This is a genomic window from Streptomyces sp. NPDC059989 (assembly GCF_042736975.1).
GTDB lineage: Bacteria > Actinomycetota > Actinomycetes > Streptomycetales > Streptomycetaceae > Streptomyces.
Window position 1 is genome coordinate 214,355 of record NZ_JBHWUO010000005.1, and the last position, 23,253, is coordinate 237,607.

Here is a 23,253-nt window from a genome sequence, read left to right on the forward strand (position 1 = left end):
GGCCGGCGGCCACGGCCGGGGTCACTCTTGAGCGATCGCTCAAATTATCCTAAGGTCCTGTTTGAGCGACCGCTCAAACAGGAGGGGGCGGGCGTGGGCCGCCGTCCTGCTGTTGCCTCCGCTGCCGGGGACCCCGGCCGCCCGCCGCTGTCCGCGCACCCCGCCCGGCCGCATCCCCGCCTCCGCCCCCGGCCTGCTCAGCACCCTGGAGCCGTCATGACCTCGATATTTCGCACGCACATGGGCGCCGACTTCGACCGCCTGCACCCGCAGATCCAGCGCCGGTTCTCCGTCGGGCTGGAGAGCGGCGAGGGCTGCGTGGGGCGCGGCACCATGGACCGGATCTGGCACGGGCCGGGCTTCGTGAAGCCCTTCCTGCGGATCGGCGGGAAGCGGAACATCCTGGTGCCCCGGGAGGGCCGGAGCGTGCCGTTCGTCATCGAGAACCTCCCGTACCTCGACTCCTTCGGGCGCGAGACCGTCACCTTCGTGCGCACCTTCCAGCTGCCCGACGGGCCCCACCGGTTCGACGCCACGATGGTCCACAGTCCGGAGCGGGACTGCGTCCTCGACTACCTCGGCACGCACCAGCACCTCGCCAGCGACCTCCACATGAGCGCCGAGCCGGACGGCTCGCTGCTCATCCGCTCCGGCGAGCACCGCTTCCGCGAGGGTCCCGTCGACGTCCGCGTCCCCGAGCTCATCGGCGGCGATGCCGAGGTGCGGGAGTCCTTCGACGAGGCCACCGGCCGCTTCCGGATCCGGGTGCGGGTGGTCAACCGCCGCTTCGGCCCGCTCTTCGGCTACGAGGGCTCCTTCACCGCCGAGTACGTCGACGCCCGCACGCACGGGATCCGCCGCGACCTGCGGCCCGTGCGCGAGGAGGCCAGGGCGTGAGCGCCGCCACCAAGGAGAAGCTCCTGGAAGGGGCCCTGCGCACCCTGGTCGAGCAGGGCATCGCCAAGACCTCCGCCCGCACCATCGCCGCCACCGCCGGGGTGGGGCAGGGACTGATCTTCTACCACTTCGGCTCCGTCGACGAACTGCTCGCCGCCGCCTGCCGGTTCGGCGCCGAGCGGCGGGTCGCGGTCTACCGCGACCGGCTCGCGGAGCTGGGCAGCCTCGCCGAGCTGCTGGAGTTCGGCCGGGAGATGCACGCCGAGGAGCGGGCCGCCGGACAGGTCGCCGTGCTCGGGCAGCTGCTGGCCGCGGGCCAGACCTCGCCCGCCCTCGCCGCGGCCACCGCCGCCGGGCTCGCGCTGTGGATCGAGGAGCTGGAGACCGTACTCACCCGGCTGCTCGCGGCGACCCCGCTGGCCGGGTTCACCGACCCGTCGGGACTGGCCCGGGCCGCCGCCGCCTCCTTCGTCGGCATCGAGCTCTACGAGGGCGTGGACCCGCAGGGCGCCGGCCGGGCGCTCGACGCCCTGGAGCAGCTCGCCGGGCTCGCCCAGGCGCTGGAGGGCCTCGGCCCGGTGAGCCGGCGCGCGGTCCGGCACGGCCTGCGGCGCGGCGGCCGCGACTGACCGGCTCACCCGCGCGGGCCGGCGTTACGCGCGCCAGAGCATCGAGGGGGCGGTGACGCAGCCGTTCTGGAGGACCGGCTCCGTTTGGCCCTCGCCCGGGCGTACCGAGGCGCACTTGCCGCTCTTGCGGTTGACCAGCTGCCAGGCCTGCGAGGACGCGTGGTAGCGGAAGGTCCAGAACTGGTCCGCGAACAGGCCGTCCTCGTCCCCGCACAGGTACTGGGTGACGGGGACGCCGTCCGTGGTGCGCGCCGCGTCGACCGACAGGCACAGGCCGCTGTGGCGGTTGCGGACCGCGTAGACGGTTCCCTCGGGGCCGGAGGCCTCGGCCGTGAGCGTCCAGAACTGGGCGGAGTTCTCCGCGCATTCGGTCTGTACGAGCCCCTCGGAGGGCATCGTGGACCCGCCGTCGGGGGCCAGGCACATCCCGCTGCCCGTGTTCGTCAGCCGGAACGGCCCCTTCGGCGGTGCCGGCGGGTCCTTCGGGGATCCCGGGGCGGGATCGGACGGGGTGGGGGCGGGGGAGCGGCCGCCGTCGGCCGGGGACGGGGATGGGGACTGGGACGGAGGTGCTGGTGGGGGAGCGGCAGGCGTGGACGGGCCGGCCGGCGGCGGGGCCGTCGGACTCGCGGTCGTGGGGGCCGGGCTGGTGGTGGGCGTGGGCGAGGGGGTGGGCGTGGGAACGGAGAAGGGGAGGGGGACCGGGGACAGCTCCCAGCGCGGCGCCGCGTTCCCGGCGGGCGCGGGGGCGGCATGCCGGGTGACGAGGACGACCGTGGCCGCGGCGGCGATGGTGGTGATGCCGACCAGGGCGGCCGCGGCCACGGCGGCGAGCGGGAACCGGCGCGGTCGGGTCGGCGCGGGCATGGGCACCGGCAGGGCCGGCCCCGGTCTGTCGACCTCCCCGACCTGCCCTACCGCCCCGACGGCTCCAGCCGCCCCGACCGGGGCCGCCGCGTCGCCGGGGTCGGGCTCGGGGGCGGGGGCCGTGACGGTGACCGCCGCCGTGGTTGCGGTGTCCGTGCGTTCCAGGACTATCCCCTCGACCTCGACCTCGACCTCGACCTCGGCTACGTCGTCGAGGCCGGGGGCGGCCCGGTCGTAGCCGTCCTCCCGTATCCCCTCCCACAGCCGCAGGGCCTCCGCCCGCCGGTGTTCGAGGGCGCTGCCCACCAGCGCCAGCGCGAGCGACAGTTCCGGGCCCGCCGTCGCCTCCGGTCCGGCGCCGGCGGCGGATTCCGCCCGTGCCCCGGCGTAGGCCCGCCGCGCCGCGGTCTGCACGGACCAGGCCGTGTCCAGTTGGCCGAAGGCCTCGTCCAGGTGCTCGCGCACCCGCTGCCCCGGCGGCTCCGGGGCGGGCGGCCCGACGGGCGCGGGCATCTTCAGCAGCATGGTGATGATGGCGAGCAGCCGGTTCACCAGCAGCCCCGACTCGGCCAGATCGCGCTCGGCCCGGTGCAGCGCCTCGTCGAGCGCGGGTGCGGGGGTGCGCGCCACCTCCGCGGTCAGCGCGCCGTCGTGCAGCCGCCGGGCCTGCTCCAGCATGGCCTCGCGCCCGCGCACGTCGCGTACGCGGTCCCGTACGACGGTGTTGAGCCGGCCGAGCGGGATGATCCGCGCTCCGGAGCGGTACTCGCCCCACAGCGTCTTGCCGCCGCCGTAGCGCTCCGCCAGCTCACGGACCGTCAGCGAGTCGGTCATGGTCCGCAGGAAGCGCGCCAGTGCGTTCGCCGCGTCCGTCTGCCCCTTCATCGCCCCCTGTGGACGGCCTGCCTTCCCCATGGTGCCCCCCTGATGTCCGCGGACAACGGGGTTGTCCGCCCCCTGCGTACCCGGTGACCTGCGCGGATCCGTTCCGGCCCGGCCGGTCAAATCCGCCGCGGGGCAGCGTGTGCCCCGGACCGGCCAGGGAACACCGGCGGCCGTCCACCGTCCACAGCCGAGTTGGCTCGGTGTCTCGAAACAGGCAATGAGAGAAGAAGGAGCGACCATGTCCCTGAAACGCACCGGCGCGCTGGCCCTCGGGGCCGCACTGATCGCCGGCATCGCCCTGACGGGCCCGGTCCACGCCACCGACACCGCCGGCGGCGGCCCGGTCAAGGGGTCCGAGGCCGAGGCCGCGGCACTGGCGGGCGTGAGCGTGCCCGCCCCGACCGGGGAGGCGGGACCGTCCGGGCTGCGGCACGTGACGACCAAGCCGAAGGAGCTGGCGGCGGGCGTCGCCGACAGGCTGCTGGCCTCCGGGGCGGCCGTCAACGCGAGCTACAGCGCCTCGTTCTCGCCCGGCGGCTGGACCAGCACGGTACGGATGAACATCTTCAAGGGCTCCGACGGCCACGACTGGGCGTGGGGCGAGGCCTGGCTGAACGGCGTCGGCGAGGCCCTGTACCTGGACGTCTCCCGCAACGGCGGCGCCAACTGGACGCCGTTCGTCGACTACCAGGTGCCCACCGGGGTGTACGCGAGCACCTCGAACAGCCACTACGACGGCCCCGGTTACTGGATCCGGGCCTGTGCGGCCAACCCGAACATCGGCAATCCGTACAACAACCCCCAGTGGGGCTACAACATCGCCTGCACCATCTGGCACTGAGCACGGCCGGCACGACCCCTGGGGAGGCCGCGGGGGCGGGGCGCACACGGGGGCGCCCCGCCCCACGGCGCCGGAATGGCCGGTACCGCGTCAGTCCCGCGCCCGGCGGGCCAGCCCCAGGGCGTAGTCCGGCCACCAGGTGCCGGCCGCCGGGCCGCCGCGGCAGGGCCCGTCGGACTCGCCGGGCCGTTTGATCCAGAGGTACGCGTCCACGAGCGGGTCGCCCGTCCGGTCGGTCGGCGGCACCCCGAGGGAGCGGCCGGGCGGATTGCACCGGGTCTGCCCGAGGCCGCCCGGCAGCGGGCCGTCGCCGTTGCGGCCGGTGTCGATGACGAAGTGTTTGTTCCCGGTCCCCTGGGAGATCTCGGCGCCGTACGCCCGGGCGGCCGCCTCGGACTGGAAGCCGGAGACGTTGACGGCGAAGCCGTCCGCGTGCTCCAGGCCCGCCTTGCGCAGGGGCGCCACGAGGTCCGCCGGATGCGGGATCCGGGCCGGATCGCCCGCGTCCAGATAGACCTTGGTGTTCCGGTTCCGCTTGAGCCGGTCGACGGCCTCGGAGAGCAGCCGGTAGCGCTCGGCGTGGTGGTCGGCCCGGGTGCAGCCGTCCACGATGTGCGGGACGGCGTCCGGTTCCAGGATGACGACGGCCTTGCCGTCGCCGATGGCGCCGGCGAAGGCGCCGATCCAGCTGCGGTAGGCGCGGGCGTCCTTGGCCCCGCCGGCCGCGCGCTGCCCGCAGTCGCGGTACGGGATGTTGTGCGCGGTGAGCACCATCGTCCGCCCGGCGGCCTTGGCGCCGGCCCCGGCCCGGCGGATCTCGGGGCCGGGATCGCCGCCCGGTCCCCACAGGGCCATCGGCCGGTCCGCGATCCTGCGCAGCACCTGGGCGTCGCTGTTGCGGCCCGCCGCTTCCCAGGCGGCGACCTGCCGGGCGGCGGCGCTCTTCGGGTCCACCCAGAACGGGGATTCGCCGGCCGCGGCGTCGGCGGCGGGAGCCGTGGACGAGGCGGCGGGGCTCCCGGCTCCGGGCGCGGGCCCGCCGGTGCAGGCGGGGGCGGCCGCGAGGAGCAGGAGGAGGCCGAGGGCGGTGGCGGGGCGGCGTCTACGGACGGCGGCGGCGTTCGGCATCCGGCTTCCTCGGGACGAAGGGTCGGGCAGCGGACTCGGGATATCGTGACATAAGGGGCAGTTGGCATCCCCGTACGACACCGGGCGCCTCAGGCGGCGGAGCCGCCCGTGGTCAGGGCGATGGCCAGCGGGGTGCGTTCGTACAGGACCTGGTGGCCGTGGCGGGCGGAGACGAGCAGGCCCGCCCCGCGCAGGACCCGCAGGTGCGCGGAGACCGAGGAGGGCGCCAGGCCCAGGCGGTGGGCCAGGGTCGTGGTGGAGGCCGGTTCGCCGAGCGCGCACAGCACGTCGGCCCGGGCCCGGCCCAGCAGGCGGGCCAGCGCGTCCGGGGTCCCCGCCGTCGGGGCCGTCCACAACGCGCCGATGCCGCGCGCCGGATAGACGAGGGTGGGCTGCCACGGGGGGTCGTAGCCGCCGACCACCTCCGGCCAGACGAAGGCGCTCGGCATCAGCAGCAGGCCCTGCCCGTCGAGGGTGCGGTCGTGGTGGCCGTGCTTGTCGATGGTGAGGGTGTCGCTGTCCCCCTGCCACCGCAGCTCCGGATGCAGGCCGTCGAACAGCGACTCCAGGCCGCCGGCCGCCAGCCGGCGGGAGTGGAACAGGATGTCGGCCTCCAGGAGCGCGCGCAGCCGGGGCCAGTGGGGGGCGATCAGGGCCGCCCAGGCTTGCTCGTAGAGATCGGCCAACTCCCGGACGGCCCGGGCCGGATCCGCCAGCATCCGCTGCCCGATGTCGCTGTCGAGGGCGCCGGGGGTGCAGGCCAGGGAGCGCCGCAGGTCCTCCTGGACCGGCTCGGGATCGGCGGCCCGTACCCGGGCCAGCTCCTCCTCGAAGGTGACGGAGGGGCCGAGCGGGGGTGGGCTGAGGAAGTCCGGATTGTGCCCCTTCTTCGGCATCAGGAGCCACAGGGGACGCAGGTCGAGGCCTTCCGCGGCGGCGCGGACCTGGCGGAGCCAGGGGAGGTGGTACGTCTGGCGGTGGGGGCGGAGGAGGACGCGGACGGCCTCTTGGGTTTCCCAGCGGGGGGAGAGGGAGAAGCGGCAGCGGAGCAGGTCGGCGGCGCCGAAGCGGAAGTGGTACCCCATGCGTCTGCTCCTCCGTCGTGTCCGGCCCCGCCGCCGGGGTCACAGCCCCCGGGCCCCTGCGCCTCAATCGCCGGCGGGGCTGGGGGTGGTGCGGCCGGGTGGGCCCGCGCGCCTCAAAGACCTGGGGCTCCGCCCCAGACCCCGCGCCTCAAACGCCGGCGGGGCTGGAGTGTGGCCCGGCCTGGTGGGCCGGCGGGCCTTAATGATCGGGGGCTCCGCCCCGGACCCCGCGCCTCAATCGCCGGCGGGGCTGGATGTGGGCGGCCTCAGCCTGTGAGTGCGCGTAGCGCTGCCTTGCGTTCAGGCGGGCTGGATTGCCCGCAGGGCAATTTCAGCCCCGCCGGCGATTGAGGCGCCGCCGGAGGCGAACCGGGCCTCGCCGGCGCACCTCGGGAGATTCGGATCAGGGCGAATCTCTACTGGGGTCGGGCTGGCCGCCGCGAAGCTGCCCCGCATGGCAAACCTTCAGCAGATCAGCGCCCCGGCCGCCGCCGGATACCGGACCGTGTTCCGGATACGGGAGTTCCGGGCCGTCTTCGCCGCGCATCTGGTGTCCGTGCTCGGGGTGGTCGTCGCCGAGATCGCGCTCACCGTCCTCGTGTACCGCGCCACCGGTTCGCCCCTGATGAGCGCCCTCACCTTCGCCCTCGGGTTCCTCCCGTACGCCCTCGGCGGCACCCTGCTCGCCGGGCTCGCCGACCGGTACCCCGCGCGGCGCGTGCTCGTCGGGTGCGATCTGGTCTGTGCCGCCTGTGCGGCGGCCATGGCCCTGCCCGGCACGCCCGTCGCGCTGCTCCTCGTACTGCGCTGCGCCATGGCCTTCGTCGCCCCGCTGTTCCAGGGCGCCCGCAGTGCCTCCCTCGCCGACGTCCTCGGATCCGGCGACGCCTTCGTCCTCGGCCGCTCGCTCCTGCGCATGGTGGCCCAGAGCGCCCAGCTCATCGGCTTCGGCCTCGGCGGGCTGCTGCTCACCGTCCTCGCGCCGCGCGGCGCCATCGCCCTGACCGCCGCCGGATTCCTCGGATCGGCCCTGCTCCTGCGTCTCGGCACCACCACCCGCCCCGCCCGCGGGGGCTCCCGCGAGTCCCCGCTCCACGGGCTGCGGGCCGTTCTCGGCGACCGCCGGATCCGCGCGCTCACCCTCCTCTTCTGGCTGCCGCCCGTCTTCGTCGTCGTACCGGAGGCCCTGCTCGCCCCGTACGCCGCCGGCACCGGCGCGAGCACCGCCGTGCTCGGACTGCTGATGTGCGCCCTGCCCGTCGGCACCATCGCGGGTGAACTCTGGGCCGGCTCCGCACTCACCGCCCGAACGCGTTCCCGGATCACGGCACCGCTCGCCGCCGTCGGGCTGCTGCCGCTGCTCCTGTACGCCGCCCGGCCCGGCGTGCCCGTGGTCCTCGCCGCCCTGCTGCTCGCGGGCCTCGCCCACGCCCACACCCTCGGGCTCGACCAGTGGTACGTCGACGCGGTCCCGGATGACCTGCGGGGACGCGCGATGACCCTGCTCGGCACCGGTCTGATGACCCTCCAGGGCGTCGGCATGGCCCTGGCCGGTCTCGCCGCCGAGTTCCTGCCGGTGCACGTGGTCGTCACCGGGGCCGGGATCACCGGCACGGTCGTCGTCCTGCTGCTCCTCGCCGAACTCCGCGCCACCACCCCGAAGGCAGCGGCGGCCGAGGCGTGAGACGGGGCTCCCGGTCATATGACCGCCCGGTAGGGTCTGTTGCGTGCCCAAGCCGCTCAGCCTTCCCTTCGACCCCATCGCCCGCGCCGACGAGCTCTGGCAGCAGCGCTGGGGGCCGGTGCCCTCGATGGCCGCCATCACCTCGATCATGCGGGCGCACCAGATCCTGCTCGGCGAGGTCGACGCGGTGGTCAAGCCGTACGGACTGACCTTCGCGCGCTACGAGGCCCTGGTGCTGCTCACCTTCTCCAAGGCCGGCGAGCTGCCCATGTCGAAGATCGGCGAGCGCCTGATGGTCCACCCGACGTCGGTGACGAACACCGTCGACCGGCTGGTGAGGTCCGGGCTCGTCGACAAGCGGCCCAACCCGAACGACGGTCGCGGCACCCTCGCCTCCATCACGGACAAGGGGCGCGAGGTCGTCGAGGCCGCCACCAGGGACCTGATGGAGATCGACTTCGGCCTCGGCGCCTACGACGCCGAGGAGTGCGCGGAGATCTTCGCCCTGCTGCGCCCCCTGCGCGTCGCCGCCGCGGACTTCGAGGAGAGCTGAGCCCGCTACGGACCGGCGGCCCCGCTCAAGATCGCGCAAAGCGGACGGTTAGGCTCGACGCCATGAAACGCAGTGTGCTGACCCGCTACCGGGTGATGGCTTTCGCGACCGCCGTGATGCTGCTGGTGCTCTGCACCTGCATGGTCTTCAAGTACGGCTTCGACAAGGGCGCCGATCTGACCTTCGTGGTGTCCCAGGCCCACGGTGTGCTCTTCATGATCTACCTGGTCTTCGCCTTCGACCTGAGCTCCAAGGCCAGGTGGCCCTTCGGCAAGATGCTCTGGGTCATGGTCAGCGGCACCATCCCCCTGGCCGCGTTCTTCGTCGAGCGCAAGGTCCGCGCCGAGGTCGAACCGCTGGTCGCCGACGGTCTCGCGACCGCGAAGGCCTAGTGCGCCACTAGGGCGAATCTCCCCCGGGGACATCTCCCCGGGGGTTGCCCATCGACATTTACTAGGACGTCCTAGTAAATTCATGGGTATGGACGCAGACGCCATCGAAGAAGGCCGCCTTCGCTGGCAGGCCCGTTACGACAAGGCCCGCAAGCGCGAGGCCGACTTCACCACGCTCTCCGGCGATGCCGTCGATCCGGTCTACGGGCCCCGGCCCGGCGACGCGTACGAGGGGTTCGAGCGCATCGGGTGGCCGGGGGAGTACCCCTACACCCGGGGCCTGCACGCCACCGGCTACCGCGGGCGGACCTGGACCATCCGGCAGTTCGCCGGATTCGGGAACGCCGAGCAGACCAACGAGCGCTACAAGATGATCCTGGCCGCCGGCGGCGGCGGGCTCTCCGTGGCCTTCGACATGCCGACCCTCATGGGACGGGACTCCGACGACCCCCGCGCCCTCGGCGAGGTCGGCCACTGCGGGGTCGCCATAGACTCCGCCGCCGACATGGAGGTCCTGTTCAAGGACATCCCCCTCGGCGACGTGACCACCTCCATGACCATCTCGGGCCCCGCCGTGCCCGCCTTCTGCATGTACCTGGTCGCCGCCGAGCGGCAGGGCGTGGACCCCGCCCTCCTCAACGGCACGCTCCAGACCGACATCTTCAAGGAGTACATCGCCCAGAAGGAGTGGCTCTTCGAACCCGAGCCGCACCTGCGCCTCATCGGCGACCTCATGGAGTACTGCGCCAAGGGCATCCCCGCCTACAAGCCGCTCTCCGTCTCCGGCTACCACATCCGCGAGGCCGGGGCGACGGCCGCGCAGGAGCTCGCGTACACCCTGGCGGACGGCTTCGGCTACGTGGAGCTGGGCCTCTCCCGCGGCATGGACGTGGACCACTTCGCCCCCGGGCTCTCCTTCTTCTTCGACGCGCACCTCGACTTCTTCGAGGAGATCGCCAAGTTCCGCGCCGCCCGCCGCATCTGGGCCCGCTGGATGAAGGAGGTCTACGGGGCGAAGAGCGACAAGTCCATGTGGCTGCGCTTCCACACCCAGACCGCGGGGGTCTCGCTCACCGCGCAGCAGCCGTACAACAACGTCGTGCGCACCGCCGTGGAGGCCCTCGCGGCCGTCCTCGGCGGCACGAACTCCCTGCACACCAATGCCCTCGACGAGACCCTCGCACTGCCGAGCGAGCAGGCCGCCGAGATCGCCCTGCGCACCCAGCAGGTGCTGATGGAGGAGACCGGCGTCGCCAACGTGGCCGACCCGCTGGGCGGCTCCTGGTACGTCGAGCAGCTCACCGACCGCATCGAGGCGGACGCCGAGAAGATCTTCGACCAGATCAAGGAGCGCGGCCTGCGCGCCCACCCGAACGGGCAGCACCCCATCGGGCCGATCACCTCGGGCATCCTGCGCGGCATCGAGGACGGCTGGTTCACCGGGGAGATCGCCGAATCGGCCTTCCAGTACCAGCGGTCGCTGGAGAAGGGCGACAAGCGGGTCGTCGGCGTCAACGTCCACCACGGCTCGGTCACCGGGGACCTGGAGATCCTGCGGGTCAGCCACGAGGTGGAGAAGGTGCAGGTGCGGGAGCTGGCCGAGCGCAAGGGCCGGCGCGACGACGCGAAGGTGTCGGAGTCGCTGGCCGCGATGCTCGACGCCGCCCGGGACGGGTCGAACATGATCCCGGCGATGCTGGACGCGGTGCGGGCCGAGGCCACCCTCGGCGAGATCTGCAACGTCCTGCGCGACGAGTGGGGCACCTACACCGAGCCGCCGGGCTTCTGAGACCCCGCGAACAGACCCGCGAACGGACTCACGAAGGCCGCTCGTGTCCGCCCCGTACGGTGGCGGACGCGAGCGGCCTTCGGGCGTTCAGGCCGTGGCCGGCCCCCGCAGGCCGTGCATCAGGAGGGCCGTGAAGGTGGCCACCCACAGCTCGTCCACCGGCTCGGAGCTGACCAGGGCGCGGTGCACCACCGTGCCCGCGATCACGTCGAATATCAGGTCGGTGGTGCGGCACGCCAGGTCCTCGTCCTCCTCGTACGGGAGTTCCCCGCGGGCCTGGGCCCGTTCGCGACCCAGTACGACGAGACGTTTCTGCCGGTCCACGATGGCCGACCGGATACGGTCGCGCAGCGCCTCGTCCCGGGTGGACTCGGCGACCACGGCCATCAGGGCCGTACGGGCCTCCGGGCGCCGCAGCAGCGAGGCGAACTGCAGGACCACGTACTCGATGTCGGCTTCGAGGGAGCCACGGTCCGGGAGTTCGAGGGAGTCGAAGAGTTCCGCGACCGCGTCCACGACCAGCTCGTTCTTGCCCGCCCAGCGCCGGTAGAGGGTGGTCTTGGCGACGCCTGCCCGGGTCGAGACGTCGCCCATCGTCAGCTTCGACCAGCCCAGCTCCACCAGCGCGTCCCGCGTCGCGGCGAGGATGGCGGCGTCCGCGGCGGCGCTGCGGGGGCGGCCGGTGCGGGCGGGGCTGGAGCCGGGACTGGGGTTGCGCATGGCCGAGACCATACCCGCCGGTAGCCGACGGGCCGGATTCCCGAGGGCTGTGGTTCAGATCACGGGGCGCCGGAGGCCCGCGAGGAGTTACGCTACGGCTCGTAGCGTAAGAGCGACAACCACGCGAAGGGCTACAGGCACCAGGTGGGGACCCGGTGCCGCAACGCAGGACGGCCGCGAGACCACGGCAATTCACGCGATCTTTTTCATCGGCGCGCGCACACGGGGGAGGATGTACGCATGCAGCCCAGAAACATGTCCATGAGCGGCGTCGTCGACCTCGCCGCGGTGAAGGCGGCCGGCGAGGCCAAGGCCAAGGCCGAGCAGGCCCGCGCCGAAGCGGCACGACAGGCGGCCCAGGGCGGCGGCGCCGGTCCGGCCGCCGGCGCCCTGCCGACCTCCGCGCTCGTCATCGACGTAGACGAGGCCGGCTTTGAACGCGTGATCCAGCTCTCCGCCGAGGTTCCGGTCGTCCTGGACTTCCGCGCCCAGTGGAGCGAGCAGTCCCAGGAGCTCACGCCGCTCCTGGAGCGCCTGATCATCGAGGCCGCCGGTCGCCTCGTGCTCGGCCGGGTCGACGTCGACGCCAACCCGGCGCTGTTGCAGCAGTTCGGCGTCCAGAACGTCCCGACCGTCTTCGCCGTCGTCGCCGGCCAGGGGCTGCCGCTCTTCCAGGGCGGGGCCCCCGAGCAGCACATCCGCGAGACCCTGGCCCAGCTGGTCCAGGTCGCCGAGGAGCGCTTCGGGATCATCGGCGTCGAGGTGGACCCGAGCGCCGAAGGGGCCGCCCCGGCGGCTCCGGCCGAGGCGCCGGCCGGCCCGTACGACGCCCTGCTGGAGGCGGCCGTCGTCGCGCTCGACGCCGGTGACCTGGGCGGTGCGGTGCAGGCGTACAAGAACGTGCTCTCCGACGACCCGGGCAACACCGAGGCCAAGCTGGGCCTGGCGCAGGCCGAGCTCCTGGTCCGGGTCCAGGACATGAACCCGCAGACGGTGCGCGCCGCGGCCGCCGAGAACCCCCGCGACCCGGCGGCGCAGATGGCCGCGGCCGATCTGGACCTGGCCGGCGGTCACGTGGAGGACTCCTTCGGGCGTCTGGTGGACACCGTGCGGGTGACGTTCGGTGAGGAACGCGACGCCGTGCGGGTGCGCCTGCTGGAGCTGTTCGAGGTCATCGGAACGGACGACCCGCGGGTGACCGCGGCGCGTACGGCGCTGGCCCGGGTGCTCTTCTAGGGGCGGGCCTCCGGGGACACCCGGGCGTCGGCGGAGTGCCGACGATTTGTTGACACGGAGACAAACAGCGGCCGCGCTTTGCCAAAACTTGGCAATCGCGGCCGCTGTTACTCGTAGTAAGTCGAACCCCGTGAACTGTCCGGTGTGTTCACTCTTCCGCCGATCTGTCGTGGCCCTCGGTTACACCCTGTGTTGCTGCCCGATGGCGGCGGGTCGTGCTCTGGTTATCTGGCCGTTACCCGCCAGTAACGAACCCCCTTGTGCCCCGGCCGGGAATGGACCACGATCGGCGACGCTCGGTCCTTCCCGCAGAGCCGCTCATCCGGAGCCGCGGTGGAGGGTCCCCACCGAGCCGCCCGGTGGCAGTGGCACCGGGTGTGGGACAGGGGGGTCTCCGCCACACGGCGGGGCCTGTCCTCCAGGTTGCGCGAACGCGTGGCCCAGTGGTTGTCGCTCGGGGGTGATCGCCGGTGTATCGGACGTGGCACAGCCGCGGCCCGGCCGCCTGCGCTCCTTCCCGAGGACGTAGCACTTCTCCCATCCCAGGACGGGCACGGCCCGGACCGGAGATGTACGTCCGAGAAGGAGGAACGAAATGAGTTCTCAGGTTCGTGGCGGGACCAGATGGAAGCGCTTCGCGCTCGTCATGGTGCCGAGCATCGCGGCCACGGCCGCGGTCGGTGTGGGTCTGGCGCAGGGTGCCCTCGCGGCGTCCTTCAGCGTCTCCGGCCAGGACTTCAAGGTCTCGGCCGACAAGCTCGACGGTGACAACCTCATTCAGTACGGCGGTATCGCCGAGGGTCACGACCTCAAGGGCAACGCGCAGCACCACCCGGTCACCATCTCCGGGTTCAGCCACGCGGAAATCACCAACATGTGCCAGTCGCTGGTGACCCCGACGCCGCTCGGCAACATCACGCTGCAGCTGCGCACGGGCCACAAGGGCAAGCCGGCCGTCGCCGACAACATCTACCTGGATGTTGCGGAGCTCGACACCGACGCCGAGTTCAAGAACCTGGACATCGGTGTCGCGGTCGGCGACGCGAGCCACAAGACCAAGCCGCAGGCCGGTACGGTCGCGAGCCCGTACGCGTTCTCGCAGCGCGCCGACAAGGCCGTGCTGACGAACGTGCGCCAGAAGGCGTGGGCGACGACGGCGGGCACCTTCAAGCTGCCCGACCTGAAGCTGCGCCTGCTCGGCGGCGACCAGCCGTGCTACCAGGACGAGAAGTAGTCCGTCCCGGCGAGTGACCGGAGGGCGGTCGGCGGCACGATTCCGGGTCGCCGCCCGCCCGTCCGGGCTCCACAGATTTCCGTACCACCGTTTCCAGGGAGCTGTTGTCCATGAACCCCCAGGCCCCGGTTTACGTTCGCGCCGAAGACGACGCCTGGCTGACCATGGTGTGGTACCACTTCTACGCCTGGCGCGGCCGCCGTCCTTTCTGGGCCGGGCTGTTCACCCTCATCAGCGGCTTCCCGATCGCGTACTTCCCGTACGCGGACCTCCGGCTCGGCAACCTCAGCCTCGCGATGGCCACCACCGGCGGCGCGGGCGCACTGATCATCGGGATCCTGCTGATCACGCTGGGGCTCGCGCTCTGGTTCCAGCAGGCGATCCGGGTCTTCGCGGGCGTCGCCTCGATCCTGCTGGCCCTGGTGTCGCTGCCGGTGTCCAACCTCGGCGGTTTCGGGCTGGGCTTCGTCCCGGCGCTCCTCGGCGGTGCCCTCGCGCTCGCCTGGGTCCCGGGGCAGCCGTCGGAGGAGGCTCCGGCGGACGGCCGGCCGGCCGCGGTCGACCTGGGCAAGACGGAGACGATGGCGGGCCCCCACGGCGTACCGGGACAGCGCGAAACGGACACGCCGGCATACGCGAGCGAGACGACTGCCCACGCCGATGGCGGGAGGAACAGTGCGGGGTGACGAGACGCAGCGGGGCGTGGCCCCAGGCGCAGAGTCCCGCGAGATCAAGGGGCCGCGTCATGCGGCGCCCAGGAAATCGCTGCTGAACAAGCTTCAGATACCCGTCGGCAAGACGATGGCGCTGGCGGCCATGCCGACGGCCGTGTTCGTCGGGATGGGCATGGCGCCCAAGCTGGCCGTGGCCGACGAGAAGGACATCCCGTTCGCCCCCGGGCCGTGTGTGACGCGGTCCGACGAGCCGACGCAGTCGCCGTCCCCGACGGCTTCGACGACGCCTTCGCCGAGCGCGAGCGCCAGTGCGGCGCCCGGCGCGAGCCCTTCGCCGTCGACTTCCGCGAAGCCGAAGCCGAGCACTTCCCCGTCCCCGACGGCGACCAAGCCCGCGGCGGACCCCAAGGCCCCGGCCCAGGCCCCCGCGCCGACGGCGACGCCGACCAAGAGCACGAACCCGCTGGACCCGCTGGGCGTCGGCGACGCGCTCAAGGGCCTGGTCGACGGCCTGGGCAAGCCCCTCGCGCCGAAGCCGACGGCGACCCCGACGCCCACCCCCACCACGACGGGCGCCCCGACCACTCCGGCCCCGGACCCGTCCGCGGACGCGATCCGCGAGGCGGCGAAGAAGGCGGGCGCATCCGTCGAGGAGCTCCCCGACGCGGTCAAGGACACCACCAAGACCCCGAAGGACGAGACGGGCAAGACGGCCGACGAGGACGAGGACAAGGCCGACGACGAGGCCGACGACAAGGACGGGGCCACGCCGGAGGCGACGAAGGACGCGAACGGGAAGGAACCCTTCCCCTGCCCGACCTACGACGCCAAGGCCCTGGCCGACGCCGAACTGGAGCCGGGCATCCCGCTCCTGCCGGACGAGCCCTGGTACCTCGACAGCTCCCTGCTGACCCTCTACGGCCTGGACTACCACGGCATCGTCGAGGTGAAGACGGCCGGCGGCAAGACCAAGAAGGTCCTGAAGTTCACCGCGGACTCGCTGGACATCAAGGACCTGTACCAGACGGTCGGAACGACGGGGAACGTCGCCCACCTGAAGTCCCGCCCGGGCTCCACCTCCAAGATCCGCGGCGGCACGGTGACGATGTACACCGAGAGCCTCAAGGGCAACCTCTTCGGCCTGATCCCGATCGAGTTCACCCCGAACAGCCCGCCGCCCCTGAACGTCCCGTTCGCCTTCTTCACGGACGTCAAGGTCGTCCAGGCCGGCCAGTTCGGCGGCACCCTCACGGTGCCGGGCCTGAAGAACTACATCGGCCCGCCGGAGTAGTCCCGTACGACCGGACCGGGCACAGACGAAAAACGCCGAGGGCGGCACCCCGCATCGCTGCGGGGTGCCGCCCTCGGCCTCTGTGCGGCAGAGTGTGAGGCGGTGGTGCGAGGTCAGTCGCGGGCGCCGCCGCCCAGGTGGTGGACCCGGACCATGTTGGTGGTGCCGGGGACGCCGGGGGGCGAGCCGGCGGTGATGATCACGGTGTCGCCCTCGTTGTTGCGGCCGAGCTTGAGCAGCTCGCCGTCCACCAGGTCGACCATCGCGTCCGTGGTGTCCACGTGCGGGACGATGTAGGACTCGACGCCCCAGCTCAGCGTGAGCTGGTTGCGGGTGTGCGGGTCCGTGGTGAAGGCCAGGATCGGCTGCGTGGCGCGGTAGCGCGACAGGCGGCGGGCCGTGTCACCGGACTGGGTGAAGGCGATGAGCGCCTTGCCGTCGAGGAACTCCGCGATCTCGCAGGCCGCGCGGGCGACGGAGCCGCCCTGGGTACGGGGCTTCTTGCCCGGGACCAGCGGCTGGAGGCCCTTGGAGAGGAGCTCCTCCTCGGCCGCCGTGACGATCTTCGACATCGTCTTGACGGTCTCGATCGGGTAGGCGCCGACCGAGGACTCGGCGGACAGCATGACCGCGTCGGCCCCGTCGAGGATGGCGTTGGCGACGTCGGACGCCTCCGCGCGGGTCGGGCGGGAGTTGGTGATCATCGACTCCATCATCTGGGTCGCGACGATCACCGGCTTGGCGTTGCGGCGGCACATCTCGATGAGCCGCTTCTGGACCATCGGGACCTTTTCGAGCGGGTACTCGACGGCCAGGTCGCCACGGGCCACCATGACCGCGTCGAAGGCGTCGACCACGGCCGCCATGTTCTCGACGGCCTGCGGCTTCTCCACCTTGGCGATGACGGGGACCCGGCGGCCCTCCTCGTCCATGACCTTGTGGACGTCCTTGACGTCGTTGGCGTCGCGGACGAAGGACAGGGCGACCATGTCGCAGCCCATCCGCAGGGCGAAGCGGAGGTCGTCGACGTCCTTCTCCGACAGGGCGGGGACGTTCACGGCCGCACCCGGCAGGTTGATGCCCTTGTGGTCCGAGATGACACCGCCCTCGATGACGATGGTCTTGACCCGCGGGCCCTCGACCTCGGTCACCCGCAGCTCGACGTTGCCGTCGTTGATCAGGATCTGGTCGCCCTTGGCGACGTCACCCGGCAGGCCCTTGTAGGTGGTTCCGCAGATGGACTTGTCGCCCGGGACGTCCTCGGTGGTGATGGTGAACTCGTCACCGCGCACCAGCTCGACGGGACCCTCGGCGAAGGTCTCCAGACGGATCTTCGGGCCCTGGAGGTCGGCGAGGACGCCGACGGCACGCCCGGTGTCCTCGGAGACCTTCCGGACGCGGTCGTACCGCTCCTGGTGTTCTGCCTGGGATCCGTGGCTGAAGTTGAATCGGGCCACGTTCATACCTGCCTCGATGAGCGCTTTCAGCTGCTCATACGAGTCGACGGCGGGGCCCAGCGTGCAGACGATTTTGGAACGGCGCATGGAGCGGATCCTATCGGTTTGTTTCGTAGCGGAATATTCCGTCTGGTGGAAAGTCCAAGTGACTAACGGGTAACCAGCGCGTACGCCTGGGTGGCGATCTCCAGTTCCTCATCCGTCGGGACCACGGCGACGGCCACCCGCGCGTACTCCGCCGAGACCAGCCGCGGCTCGGGCGACCGCACCGCGTTGGCCTCCAGGTCCAGCGCCAGGCCCAGCTCGGCCAGACCGTCCACCGCAGCCTCCCGGACCTGGTGGGCGTTCTCGCCGACCCCGGCCGTGAACGCCACCGCGTCCACCCGGCCGAGCACCGCCGAGTAGGCCCCGATGTACTTCTTCAGCCGGTGGACGTAGGCCGCGAAGGCGGTGCTCGCCGCCTCGTCGCCCTCGCCCGCCCGCCGCAGCACTTCGCGCATGTCGTTGTCGCCGCACATGCCCAGCAGACCGCTCTTCTTGTTCAGGAGCGAATCGATCTCATCCACCGAGAGGCCGCCCACCCGCGCCAGGTGGAAGATGACCGCCGGATCCAGGTCACCCGACCGGGTGCCCATGACCAGACCCTCCAGCGGGGTCAGGCCCATGGACGTCTCCACGCACACCCCGCCGCGGACGGCCGAGGCCGAGGCGCCGTTGCCCAGGTGCAGCACGATCACGTTCACGTCCTCCACCGGACGGCCCAGCAGCGCGGCCGTCGCCCGCGAGACGTAGGCGTGGGAGGTGCCGTGGAAGCCGTACCGCCGGATGGAGTACTTCTCGGCCGTCGCGGCGTCGATCGCGTACCGCGCCACGTACTCCGGCATCGTGGAGTGGAAGGCGGTGTCGAAGACGGCCACCTGCGGGATGTCCCCGCGCAGCTCGCGCGCCACCTCGATGCCCGTCACGTTCGCCGGGTTGTGCAGCGGGGCGAGGGGGATCAGGTTCCGGATCTCCGCCAGCACCTCGTCGTCGATGACGGTCGGCTGCGTGAACCTCGTCCCGCCGTGCACCACCCGGTGCCCCACCGCGGCCAGCTCCGGGGAGTCCAGGCCCATCCCGTCGGCGGCCAGCTCCGCCGCCACCGCCTTGAGCGCCGCCTCGTGGTCGGCGATCCGGCCGAGCGTCTCCCGCTTGCCGCCCGCGGCGCCCGGCCCGGTCAGCGGCTCGTGCACCAGCCGGGAGGTCTCCTCGCCGATCCGCTCCACGAGGCCGACGGCGAGCCGGGAGCGGTCCGCCATGTCGAGGAGCTGGTACTTGACCGACGAGGAGCCGGAGTTGAGGACGAGTACGCGCGATGCGGTCACGGTGGGGGTCTTTCCTTTTCGGTGGGAGGTCGGTCCGGTCAGGCGGTCGGCGCGGGCGCGCCCTGCGCCTGGATCGCGGTGATGGCCACGGTGGTGACGATGTCCTGCACCAGCGCGCCGCGCGAGAGGTCGTTGACCGGCTTGCGCAGGCCCTGGAGGACCGGGCCGACCGCCACCGCGCCCGCCGAGCGCTGCACGGCCTTGTACGTGTTGTTGCCGGTGTTGAGGTCGGGGAAGATCAGCACGGTCGCCCGGCCGGCCACATCGGATTCGGGCAGCTTGGTCGCGGCGACCGAGGGCTCCACGGCCGCGTCGTACTGGATCGGGCCCTCGACGGCCAGGTCGGGGCGCTGCGCGCGGACGATCTCGGTGGCCTTGCGGACCTTGTCCACGTCCGCGCCGCTGCCCGAGGAGCCGGTCGAGTACGAGAGCATCGCGATCCGGGGCTCGACGCCGAAGGCGGCGGCGGTGGCGGCCGACTGGACGGCGATGTCGGCGAGCTGCTCGGCGTTCGGGTCCGGATTGACGGCGCAGTCGCCGTAGACGAGGACCTTGTCGGCCAGGCACATGAAGAAGACCGAGGAGACGATGGACGCCTCGGGCTTGGTCTTGATGATCTCGAAGGCCGGGCGGATGGTCGCGGCCGTGGAGTGCACCGAGCCGGAGACCATGCCGTCGGCCAGGCCCTCCTGGACCATCAGGGTGCCGAAGTAATTGACGTCGGTGACCACGTCGTTGGCCAGCTCGACGGTCATGCCCTTGTGGGCGCGGGCCTTCGCGTAGTACTCGGCGAAACGTTCCCGCAGGGGGGAGGTGGCCGGGTCGATGAGCTGGGCGCCCGAGATGTCGATGCCGAGGTCGCCGGCCTTCTTCAGGATCGCCTGCTCCTCGCCCAGCAGGGTCAGGTCGCAGACCCCCCGGCGCAGCACCACGTCCGCGGCGCGCAGCACGCGCTCCTCGGTGCCCTCCGGCAGCACGACGCGGCGGCGGTCGGACCGGGCCCGCTCCAGCAGCTCGTGCTCGAACATCATCGGCGTGACGCGCTCGGAGCGGGCCACCGACAGCAGGTCGCGCAGCTCGCCGGTGTCCACGTGCCGCTCGAAGAGGCCGAGCGCGGTCTCCAGCTTGCGCGGGGTCGCGGAGTTCAACCGGCTCTGCAGCGCGAAGAGTTCGGCGGCGGTCGGGAAGCTGTTGCCGGCCACCGAGACGACCGGGGTGCCGGGAGCCAGCCGCGAGGCCATCTCCAGGATGTGCGGGGCCGGGCGCTCGTTCAGGGTCAGCAGCACGCCGGCGATCGGCGGGGTCCCCGAGGTGTGCGCGGCCAGCGCGCCGACGACCAGGTCGGAGCGGTCCCCGGGGGTGACGACCAGACAGCCGGGGGTCAGGGCGTTCAGGAAGTTCGGCAGCATGGCACCGCCGAAGACGAAGTCCAGGGCGTCGCGGGCCAGCCCGGCCTCGTCGCCGAGGAGCACCTCGCCGCCGAGCGCCCGGGTGATCTGGGCGACGGTCGGGGCGGACAGCGACTTGTCGTCCGGGAGCACGTAGCAGGGCACGGGCAGCCGGGCGGCGAGCCGCTCGGCTATGACGTCGCGGTCCTCGGGAGCCACCCGGTTGACCACCATCGCGACGACGTGGCAGCCCAGGCTCTCGTACGCGCGGTAGGCGTTGCGGGCCTCGGCGCGCACCGCCTCGGCGAGGTGCTTGGTGCCGCCCACGACGGGAACGACCACCGCCCCCAGCTCGTTGGCGAGGCGGGCGTTGAGCGCCAGCTCGTCCGGGAGGTTGGTGTCGGCGTAGTCGGTGCCGAGGACCAGCATGACCTCGTAGTCGCGGGCCACCCGGTGGAAGCGGTCGACCAGTCGGGAGACGAGCTCGTCGGTGCCCTTCTCCGCCAGGATCGCCGAGGCCTCCTGGTACTCCATGCCGAAGGCCGTCGCGGCGTCCTGGTCGATCCGGTAGCGCGCCTTGAGCAGATCGAAGAGCCGGTCCGGTCCGTCGTGGAGCAGCGGACGGTAGACGCCGACCCGGCCCGTCTGCCGGGTCAGGAGCTCCATGATCCCCAGTTCGACGACCTGGCGGCCGTCCCCCCGCTCGATACCGGTCACGTACACGCTGCGCGTCACGCGTGCTCTCCGTCCATGTGTGCCTGGGAGTCGATTGACCCAGTTAGGGTGGGCTTGACCTCTTGACAATACCTCTGTGGCTGGATAGGGCGCCCGCGGGAAAATGGGCCTGTGCGCGGGGGTCGAAAGGCCCTGGGGGCGGAGCAGCACAGAGCGCGCCCCACCCTCGGCCCGTGGAACAATCGGACAGGCTTCACCAATACGCCCTTCATATGTACGGCTGCACGGCCGCGCGCAACCCACGGATGCGGCCAGGTACGACCAGGAGCAGGAGACACAGCACGATGCGTATCGGAGTTCTCACCGCAGGCGGCGACTGTCCGGGCCTCAACGCTGTCATCCGGTCGGTCGTACACCGCGCCCTGGTCGGGCACGGGGACGAGGTCATCGGTTTTGAAGACGGCTTCAAGGGCCTCCTCGACGGCAACTTCCGCCCCCTCGACATCAATGCCGTCAGTGGCATTCTCGCCCGCGGCGGCACGATCCTCGGTTCGGCGCGCATGGAGCGCGCCCGCCTCCACGAGGCCGCCGAGAACGCCGCGGAGCTGGCGAAGCGCTACGGCATCGACGCGCTCATCCCGATCGGCGGCGAGGGCACCCTGACCGCCTCCCGGATGCTGTCGGACGCCGGGATGCCGGTCGTCGGCGTGCCGAAGACCATCGACAACGACATCTCCTCCACCGACCGCACCTTCGGCTTCGACACCGCCGTCATGGTCGCCACCGAGGCCATCGACCGCCTGAAGACCACCGCCGAATCCCACCAGCGCGTGATGGTCGTCGAGGTCATGGGCCGCCACGCGGGCTGGATCGCCCTGGAGTCCGGCATGGCCGGCGGCGCCCACGGGATCTGCCTGCCGGAGCGCCCCTTCGAGGTGGACGCCCTGGTGAAGATGGTCGAGGAACGATTCGCCCGCGGCAAGAAGTTCGCCGTCATCTGCGTCGCCGAGGGCGCGCACCCGGCCGAGGGCTCCATGCCGTACGAGAAGGGCGCCATCGACCAGTACGGCCACGAGCGCTTCGCCGGCATCGGCAACCGCCTCGCCGTCGAGCTGGAGCGGCGCCTGGGCAAGGAGGCCCGCCCGGTCATCCTCGGCCACGTCCAGCGCGGCGGCACCCCCACCGCCTACGACCGGGTGCTCGCGACCCGCTTCGGCTGGCACGCCGTCGAGGCCGTCCACCGCGGAGAGTTCGGCAACATGACCGCCCTGCGCGGCACCGACATCGTGATGGCCCCGCTGGCCTCCGCCGTCACCGAGCTGAAGACGGTCCCCGAGAACCGCATGTACGAGGCCGAGTCGGTCTTCTAGGCACCCGCTACGCGCAGCAGGGGCGGGACACGCGGGACACCCGGGACCTTCGGGACTCCCGGGACTTCCGGGACTTCCGCCCCCGATTCTCCGGCCGAACGGCCCCGGCTCCGTCCCCTCGCGGACGGTCCGGGGCCGTTCGCGCGAGCGCCCGGTCCGCCCGGACGTGTCCTACGACGCACCGCCCGCGAGGTGCCAGAAGCGGTCCACGATCTCGGCGAGGAACTCCCGCCCAGCGTCCCCGCTTGCGGCCCCGCCCCCGCCGCCGCCCCAGCTCAGGGTGGCCACCATCCGCGACTGGTAGTCGCCGTGCAGCCGCTCCAGCACGGACTCCAGGTGGCCCTTGGGGATCGGCAGCAGCTTGGCGAGCGGCTTGACGTACGCCTGCCAGCGGGTGGTCACCGCGCTGCGCAGCAGGTCCGCCAGCTCGTCCTCCTTGCCGGTGGCCGTCACGAACTGGGCCAGCGTCAGCCCCAGCACCGTCGCGAGGGCGGCGGACTGCCGCTCGTTGCCCTTCCAGCGCCCGGTGTCCTCCATCTTCTGGTACGAGTTCGTCTCCAGACCCAGACGCCGGGCGAGGTCCTCTGCGGACAGCCCCCTGGAGATGCGGTGCTCCCGCAGGGTGACCGGCTCGGCGAGCAGCTCCCCGGGCGAGCACCACAGGACGCCGGCGAGCGCCGTGAGCTCGGCCTGGGTGGGTGAAATCTCGCCACGCTCCCACGCCATCACGGTCTCGGGCGCGACGATCAGTCCGTACTGGGCGCGCAGGCCATAGGCGACATGACCGGGAGCCATGCCCAGGGCCGCGCGCAGTCGACGCGCGGCGGGGGCATTGAAAGGTGGGCTGGAGTGCACACGGCACACCGTAGAAGTGGCCAGGCCGTGACGACTACAGACCAAACAAACAAGCCCATAACTCGTAGGAACGTCCTATGGAGTTAGGGGTTTTTCGCGGGTTTCCGGGCGACTGTCCGGTAATCGGTGCACTGAAGATCCATTACTGCGTACGGTTTCAGCCAGGAGCCCTCGGCGCAAGACCCCTCACAGCCCCTCCACATTGTGACCGCCTTGCCTTGACGTCGGCGTCAAGGATT

General features: G+C 72.0%; 21 protein-coding genes. 13 read left to right on the forward strand and 8 right to left on the reverse strand.

Annotated elements, in window-relative coordinates; genetic code table 11:
* The first annotated feature begins 61 nt into the window (after positions 1-61).
* Genes ACFWBN_RS07065 through ACFWBN_RS07075 form a run of 3 tightly spaced genes read left to right on the forward strand, consistent with a single transcriptional unit; the run spans position 62 to position 1,526 of the window.
* On the forward strand, positions 62-220 hold the full coding sequence (locus ACFWBN_RS07065) for a hypothetical protein (protein WP_385171768.1): 159 nt from the start codon (positions 62-64) through the stop codon (positions 218-220).
* Positions 217-897 (forward strand): DUF4166 domain-containing protein, encoded by a 681-nt coding sequence (locus tag ACFWBN_RS07070; protein ID WP_385171771.1) that lies wholly within the window; start codon positions 217-219, stop codon positions 895-897. The genes ACFWBN_RS07065 and ACFWBN_RS07070 overlap by 4 nt, the downstream gene beginning before the upstream one ends.
* On the forward strand, positions 894-1,526 hold the full coding sequence (locus ACFWBN_RS07075) for a TetR/AcrR family transcriptional regulator (protein ID WP_385171774.1): 633 nt from the start codon (positions 894-896) through the stop codon (positions 1,524-1,526). Before ACFWBN_RS07070 ends, ACFWBN_RS07075 begins: the two co-directional genes overlap by 4 nt.
* Positions 1,527-1,550: 24 nt before the next feature.
* On the opposite strand, the gene ACFWBN_RS07080 is transcribed toward ACFWBN_RS07075, so the two are convergent.
* The gene (locus ACFWBN_RS07080; RefSeq protein ID WP_385171776.1) at positions 1,551-3,278 is read right to left on the reverse strand and encodes an RICIN domain-containing protein; all 1,728 of its coding nucleotides are present in this window, start codon (positions 3,276-3,278) and stop codon (positions 1,551-1,553) included.
* A gap of 238 nt (positions 3,279-3,516) precedes the next feature.
* On the opposite strand from ACFWBN_RS07080, the gene ACFWBN_RS07085 reads away from it, so the two are divergent.
* Positions 3,517-4,119 carry a hypothetical protein gene (locus tag ACFWBN_RS07085; protein WP_385171779.1) on the forward strand — a complete coding sequence of 201 codons (603 nt, stop codon included), beginning with the start codon at positions 3,517-3,519 and terminating at the stop codon, positions 4,117-4,119.
* A gap of 90 nt (positions 4,120-4,209) precedes the next feature.
* Here the strand turns inward: ACFWBN_RS07085 and ACFWBN_RS07090 are convergent, their stop codons facing one another.
* Entirely contained in the window at positions 4,210-5,247 is a 1,038-nt protein-coding gene (locus ACFWBN_RS07090; RefSeq protein WP_385171782.1) for a glycoside hydrolase family 6 protein, read from the reverse strand.
* A gap of 89 nt (positions 5,248-5,336) precedes the next feature.
* Positions 5,337-6,332, reverse strand: coding sequence for a DUF5937 family protein (locus ACFWBN_RS07095; protein WP_385171785.1), 996 nt, complete (start codon positions 6,330-6,332; stop codon positions 5,337-5,339).
* A gap of 454 nt (positions 6,333-6,786) precedes the next feature.
* On the opposite strand from ACFWBN_RS07095, the gene ACFWBN_RS07100 reads away from it, so the two are divergent.
* The 4 genes from ACFWBN_RS07100 (at position 6,787) to ACFWBN_RS07115 (ending at position 10,750) form a co-directional block, all read left to right on the forward strand.
* Positions 6,787-8,016, forward strand: a complete 1,230-nt coding sequence (locus ACFWBN_RS07100) for an MFS transporter (RefSeq protein ID WP_385171788.1) — start codon at positions 6,787-6,789, stop codon at positions 8,014-8,016.
* Positions 8,017-8,059: 43 nt separating this feature from the next.
* A complete protein-coding gene (locus ACFWBN_RS07105; protein ID WP_385171791.1) occupies positions 8,060-8,569 on the forward strand; it encodes a MarR family winged helix-turn-helix transcriptional regulator in 510 nt (169 codons plus the stop codon).
* Positions 8,570-8,631: 62 nt separating this feature from the next.
* Positions 8,632-8,961 (forward strand): DUF3817 domain-containing protein, encoded by a 330-nt coding sequence (locus ACFWBN_RS07110; RefSeq protein ID WP_385171794.1) that lies wholly within the window; start codon positions 8,632-8,634, stop codon positions 8,959-8,961.
* 88 nt (positions 8,962-9,049) lie between these two features.
* The gene (locus ACFWBN_RS07115; RefSeq protein WP_385171797.1) at positions 9,050-10,750 is read left to right on the forward strand and encodes a methylmalonyl-CoA mutase; all 1,701 of its coding nucleotides are present in this window, start codon (positions 9,050-9,052) and stop codon (positions 10,748-10,750) included.
* An 87-nt stretch (positions 10,751-10,837) separates the two neighbouring features.
* On the opposite strand, the gene ACFWBN_RS07120 is transcribed toward ACFWBN_RS07115, so the two are convergent.
* Complete coding sequence (locus ACFWBN_RS07120) at positions 10,838-11,470, reverse strand: TetR/AcrR family transcriptional regulator (RefSeq protein WP_385171799.1); 633 nt, start codon at positions 11,468-11,470, stop codon at positions 10,838-10,840.
* 240 nt (positions 11,471-11,710) lie between these two features.
* On the opposite strand from ACFWBN_RS07120, the gene ACFWBN_RS07125 reads away from it, so the two are divergent.
* The 4 genes from ACFWBN_RS07125 to ACFWBN_RS07140 all read left to right on the forward strand — a co-directional run bounded on the left by ACFWBN_RS07125 (position 11,711) and on the right by ACFWBN_RS07140 (position 15,905).
* Complete coding sequence (locus ACFWBN_RS07125) at positions 11,711-12,706, forward strand: co-chaperone YbbN (RefSeq protein ID WP_385171802.1); 996 nt, start codon at positions 11,711-11,713, stop codon at positions 12,704-12,706.
* Positions 12,707-13,301: 595 nt separating this feature from the next.
* Positions 13,302-13,940 carry a DUF6230 family protein gene (locus ACFWBN_RS07130; protein ID WP_385171805.1) on the forward strand — a complete coding sequence of 213 codons (639 nt, stop codon included), beginning with the start codon at positions 13,302-13,304 and terminating at the stop codon, positions 13,938-13,940.
* Positions 13,941-14,050: 110 nt separating this feature from the next.
* The gene (locus ACFWBN_RS07135; RefSeq protein ID WP_385171808.1) at positions 14,051-14,626 is read left to right on the forward strand and encodes a DUF6114 domain-containing protein; all 576 of its coding nucleotides are present in this window, start codon (positions 14,051-14,053) and stop codon (positions 14,624-14,626) included.
* Positions 14,616-15,905 (forward strand): hypothetical protein, encoded by a 1,290-nt coding sequence (locus tag ACFWBN_RS07140; RefSeq protein WP_385171810.1) that lies wholly within the window; start codon positions 14,616-14,618, stop codon positions 15,903-15,905. Before ACFWBN_RS07135 ends, ACFWBN_RS07140 begins: the two co-directional genes overlap by 11 nt.
* A gap of 113 nt (positions 15,906-16,018) precedes the next feature.
* Here the strand turns inward: ACFWBN_RS07140 and pyk are convergent, their stop codons facing one another.
* The 3 genes from pyk to pta form a co-directional block, all read right to left on the reverse strand.
* The gene (gene pyk / locus ACFWBN_RS07145) at positions 16,019-17,449 is read right to left on the reverse strand and encodes a pyruvate kinase (protein ID WP_385171812.1); all 1,431 of its coding nucleotides are present in this window, start codon (positions 17,447-17,449) and stop codon (positions 16,019-16,021) included.
* Positions 17,450-17,511: 62 nt separating this feature from the next.
* Complete coding sequence (locus ACFWBN_RS07150; protein ID WP_385171814.1) at positions 17,512-18,726, reverse strand: acetate kinase; 1,215 nt, start codon at positions 18,724-18,726, stop codon at positions 17,512-17,514.
* 38 nt (positions 18,727-18,764) lie between these two features.
* On the reverse strand, positions 18,765-20,849 hold the full coding sequence (pta, locus tag ACFWBN_RS07155) for a phosphate acetyltransferase (RefSeq protein WP_385171817.1): 2,085 nt from the start codon (positions 20,847-20,849) through the stop codon (positions 18,765-18,767).
* Positions 20,850-21,133: 284 nt separating this feature from the next.
* Here pta and ACFWBN_RS07160 point away from each other — a divergent pair, with 284 nt between their 5' ends.
* On the forward strand, positions 21,134-22,159 hold the full coding sequence (locus ACFWBN_RS07160; RefSeq protein WP_385171819.1) for an ATP-dependent 6-phosphofructokinase: 1,026 nt from the start codon (positions 21,134-21,136) through the stop codon (positions 22,157-22,159).
* Positions 22,160-22,330: 171 nt separating this feature from the next.
* Here ACFWBN_RS07160 and ACFWBN_RS07165 read toward each other — a convergent pair whose 3' ends face one another.
* The gene (locus ACFWBN_RS07165) at positions 22,331-23,023 is read right to left on the reverse strand and encodes a helix-turn-helix domain-containing protein (RefSeq protein ID WP_385171822.1); all 693 of its coding nucleotides are present in this window, start codon (positions 23,021-23,023) and stop codon (positions 22,331-22,333) included.
* Between the last annotated feature and the right edge of the window lie 230 nt (positions 23,024-23,253).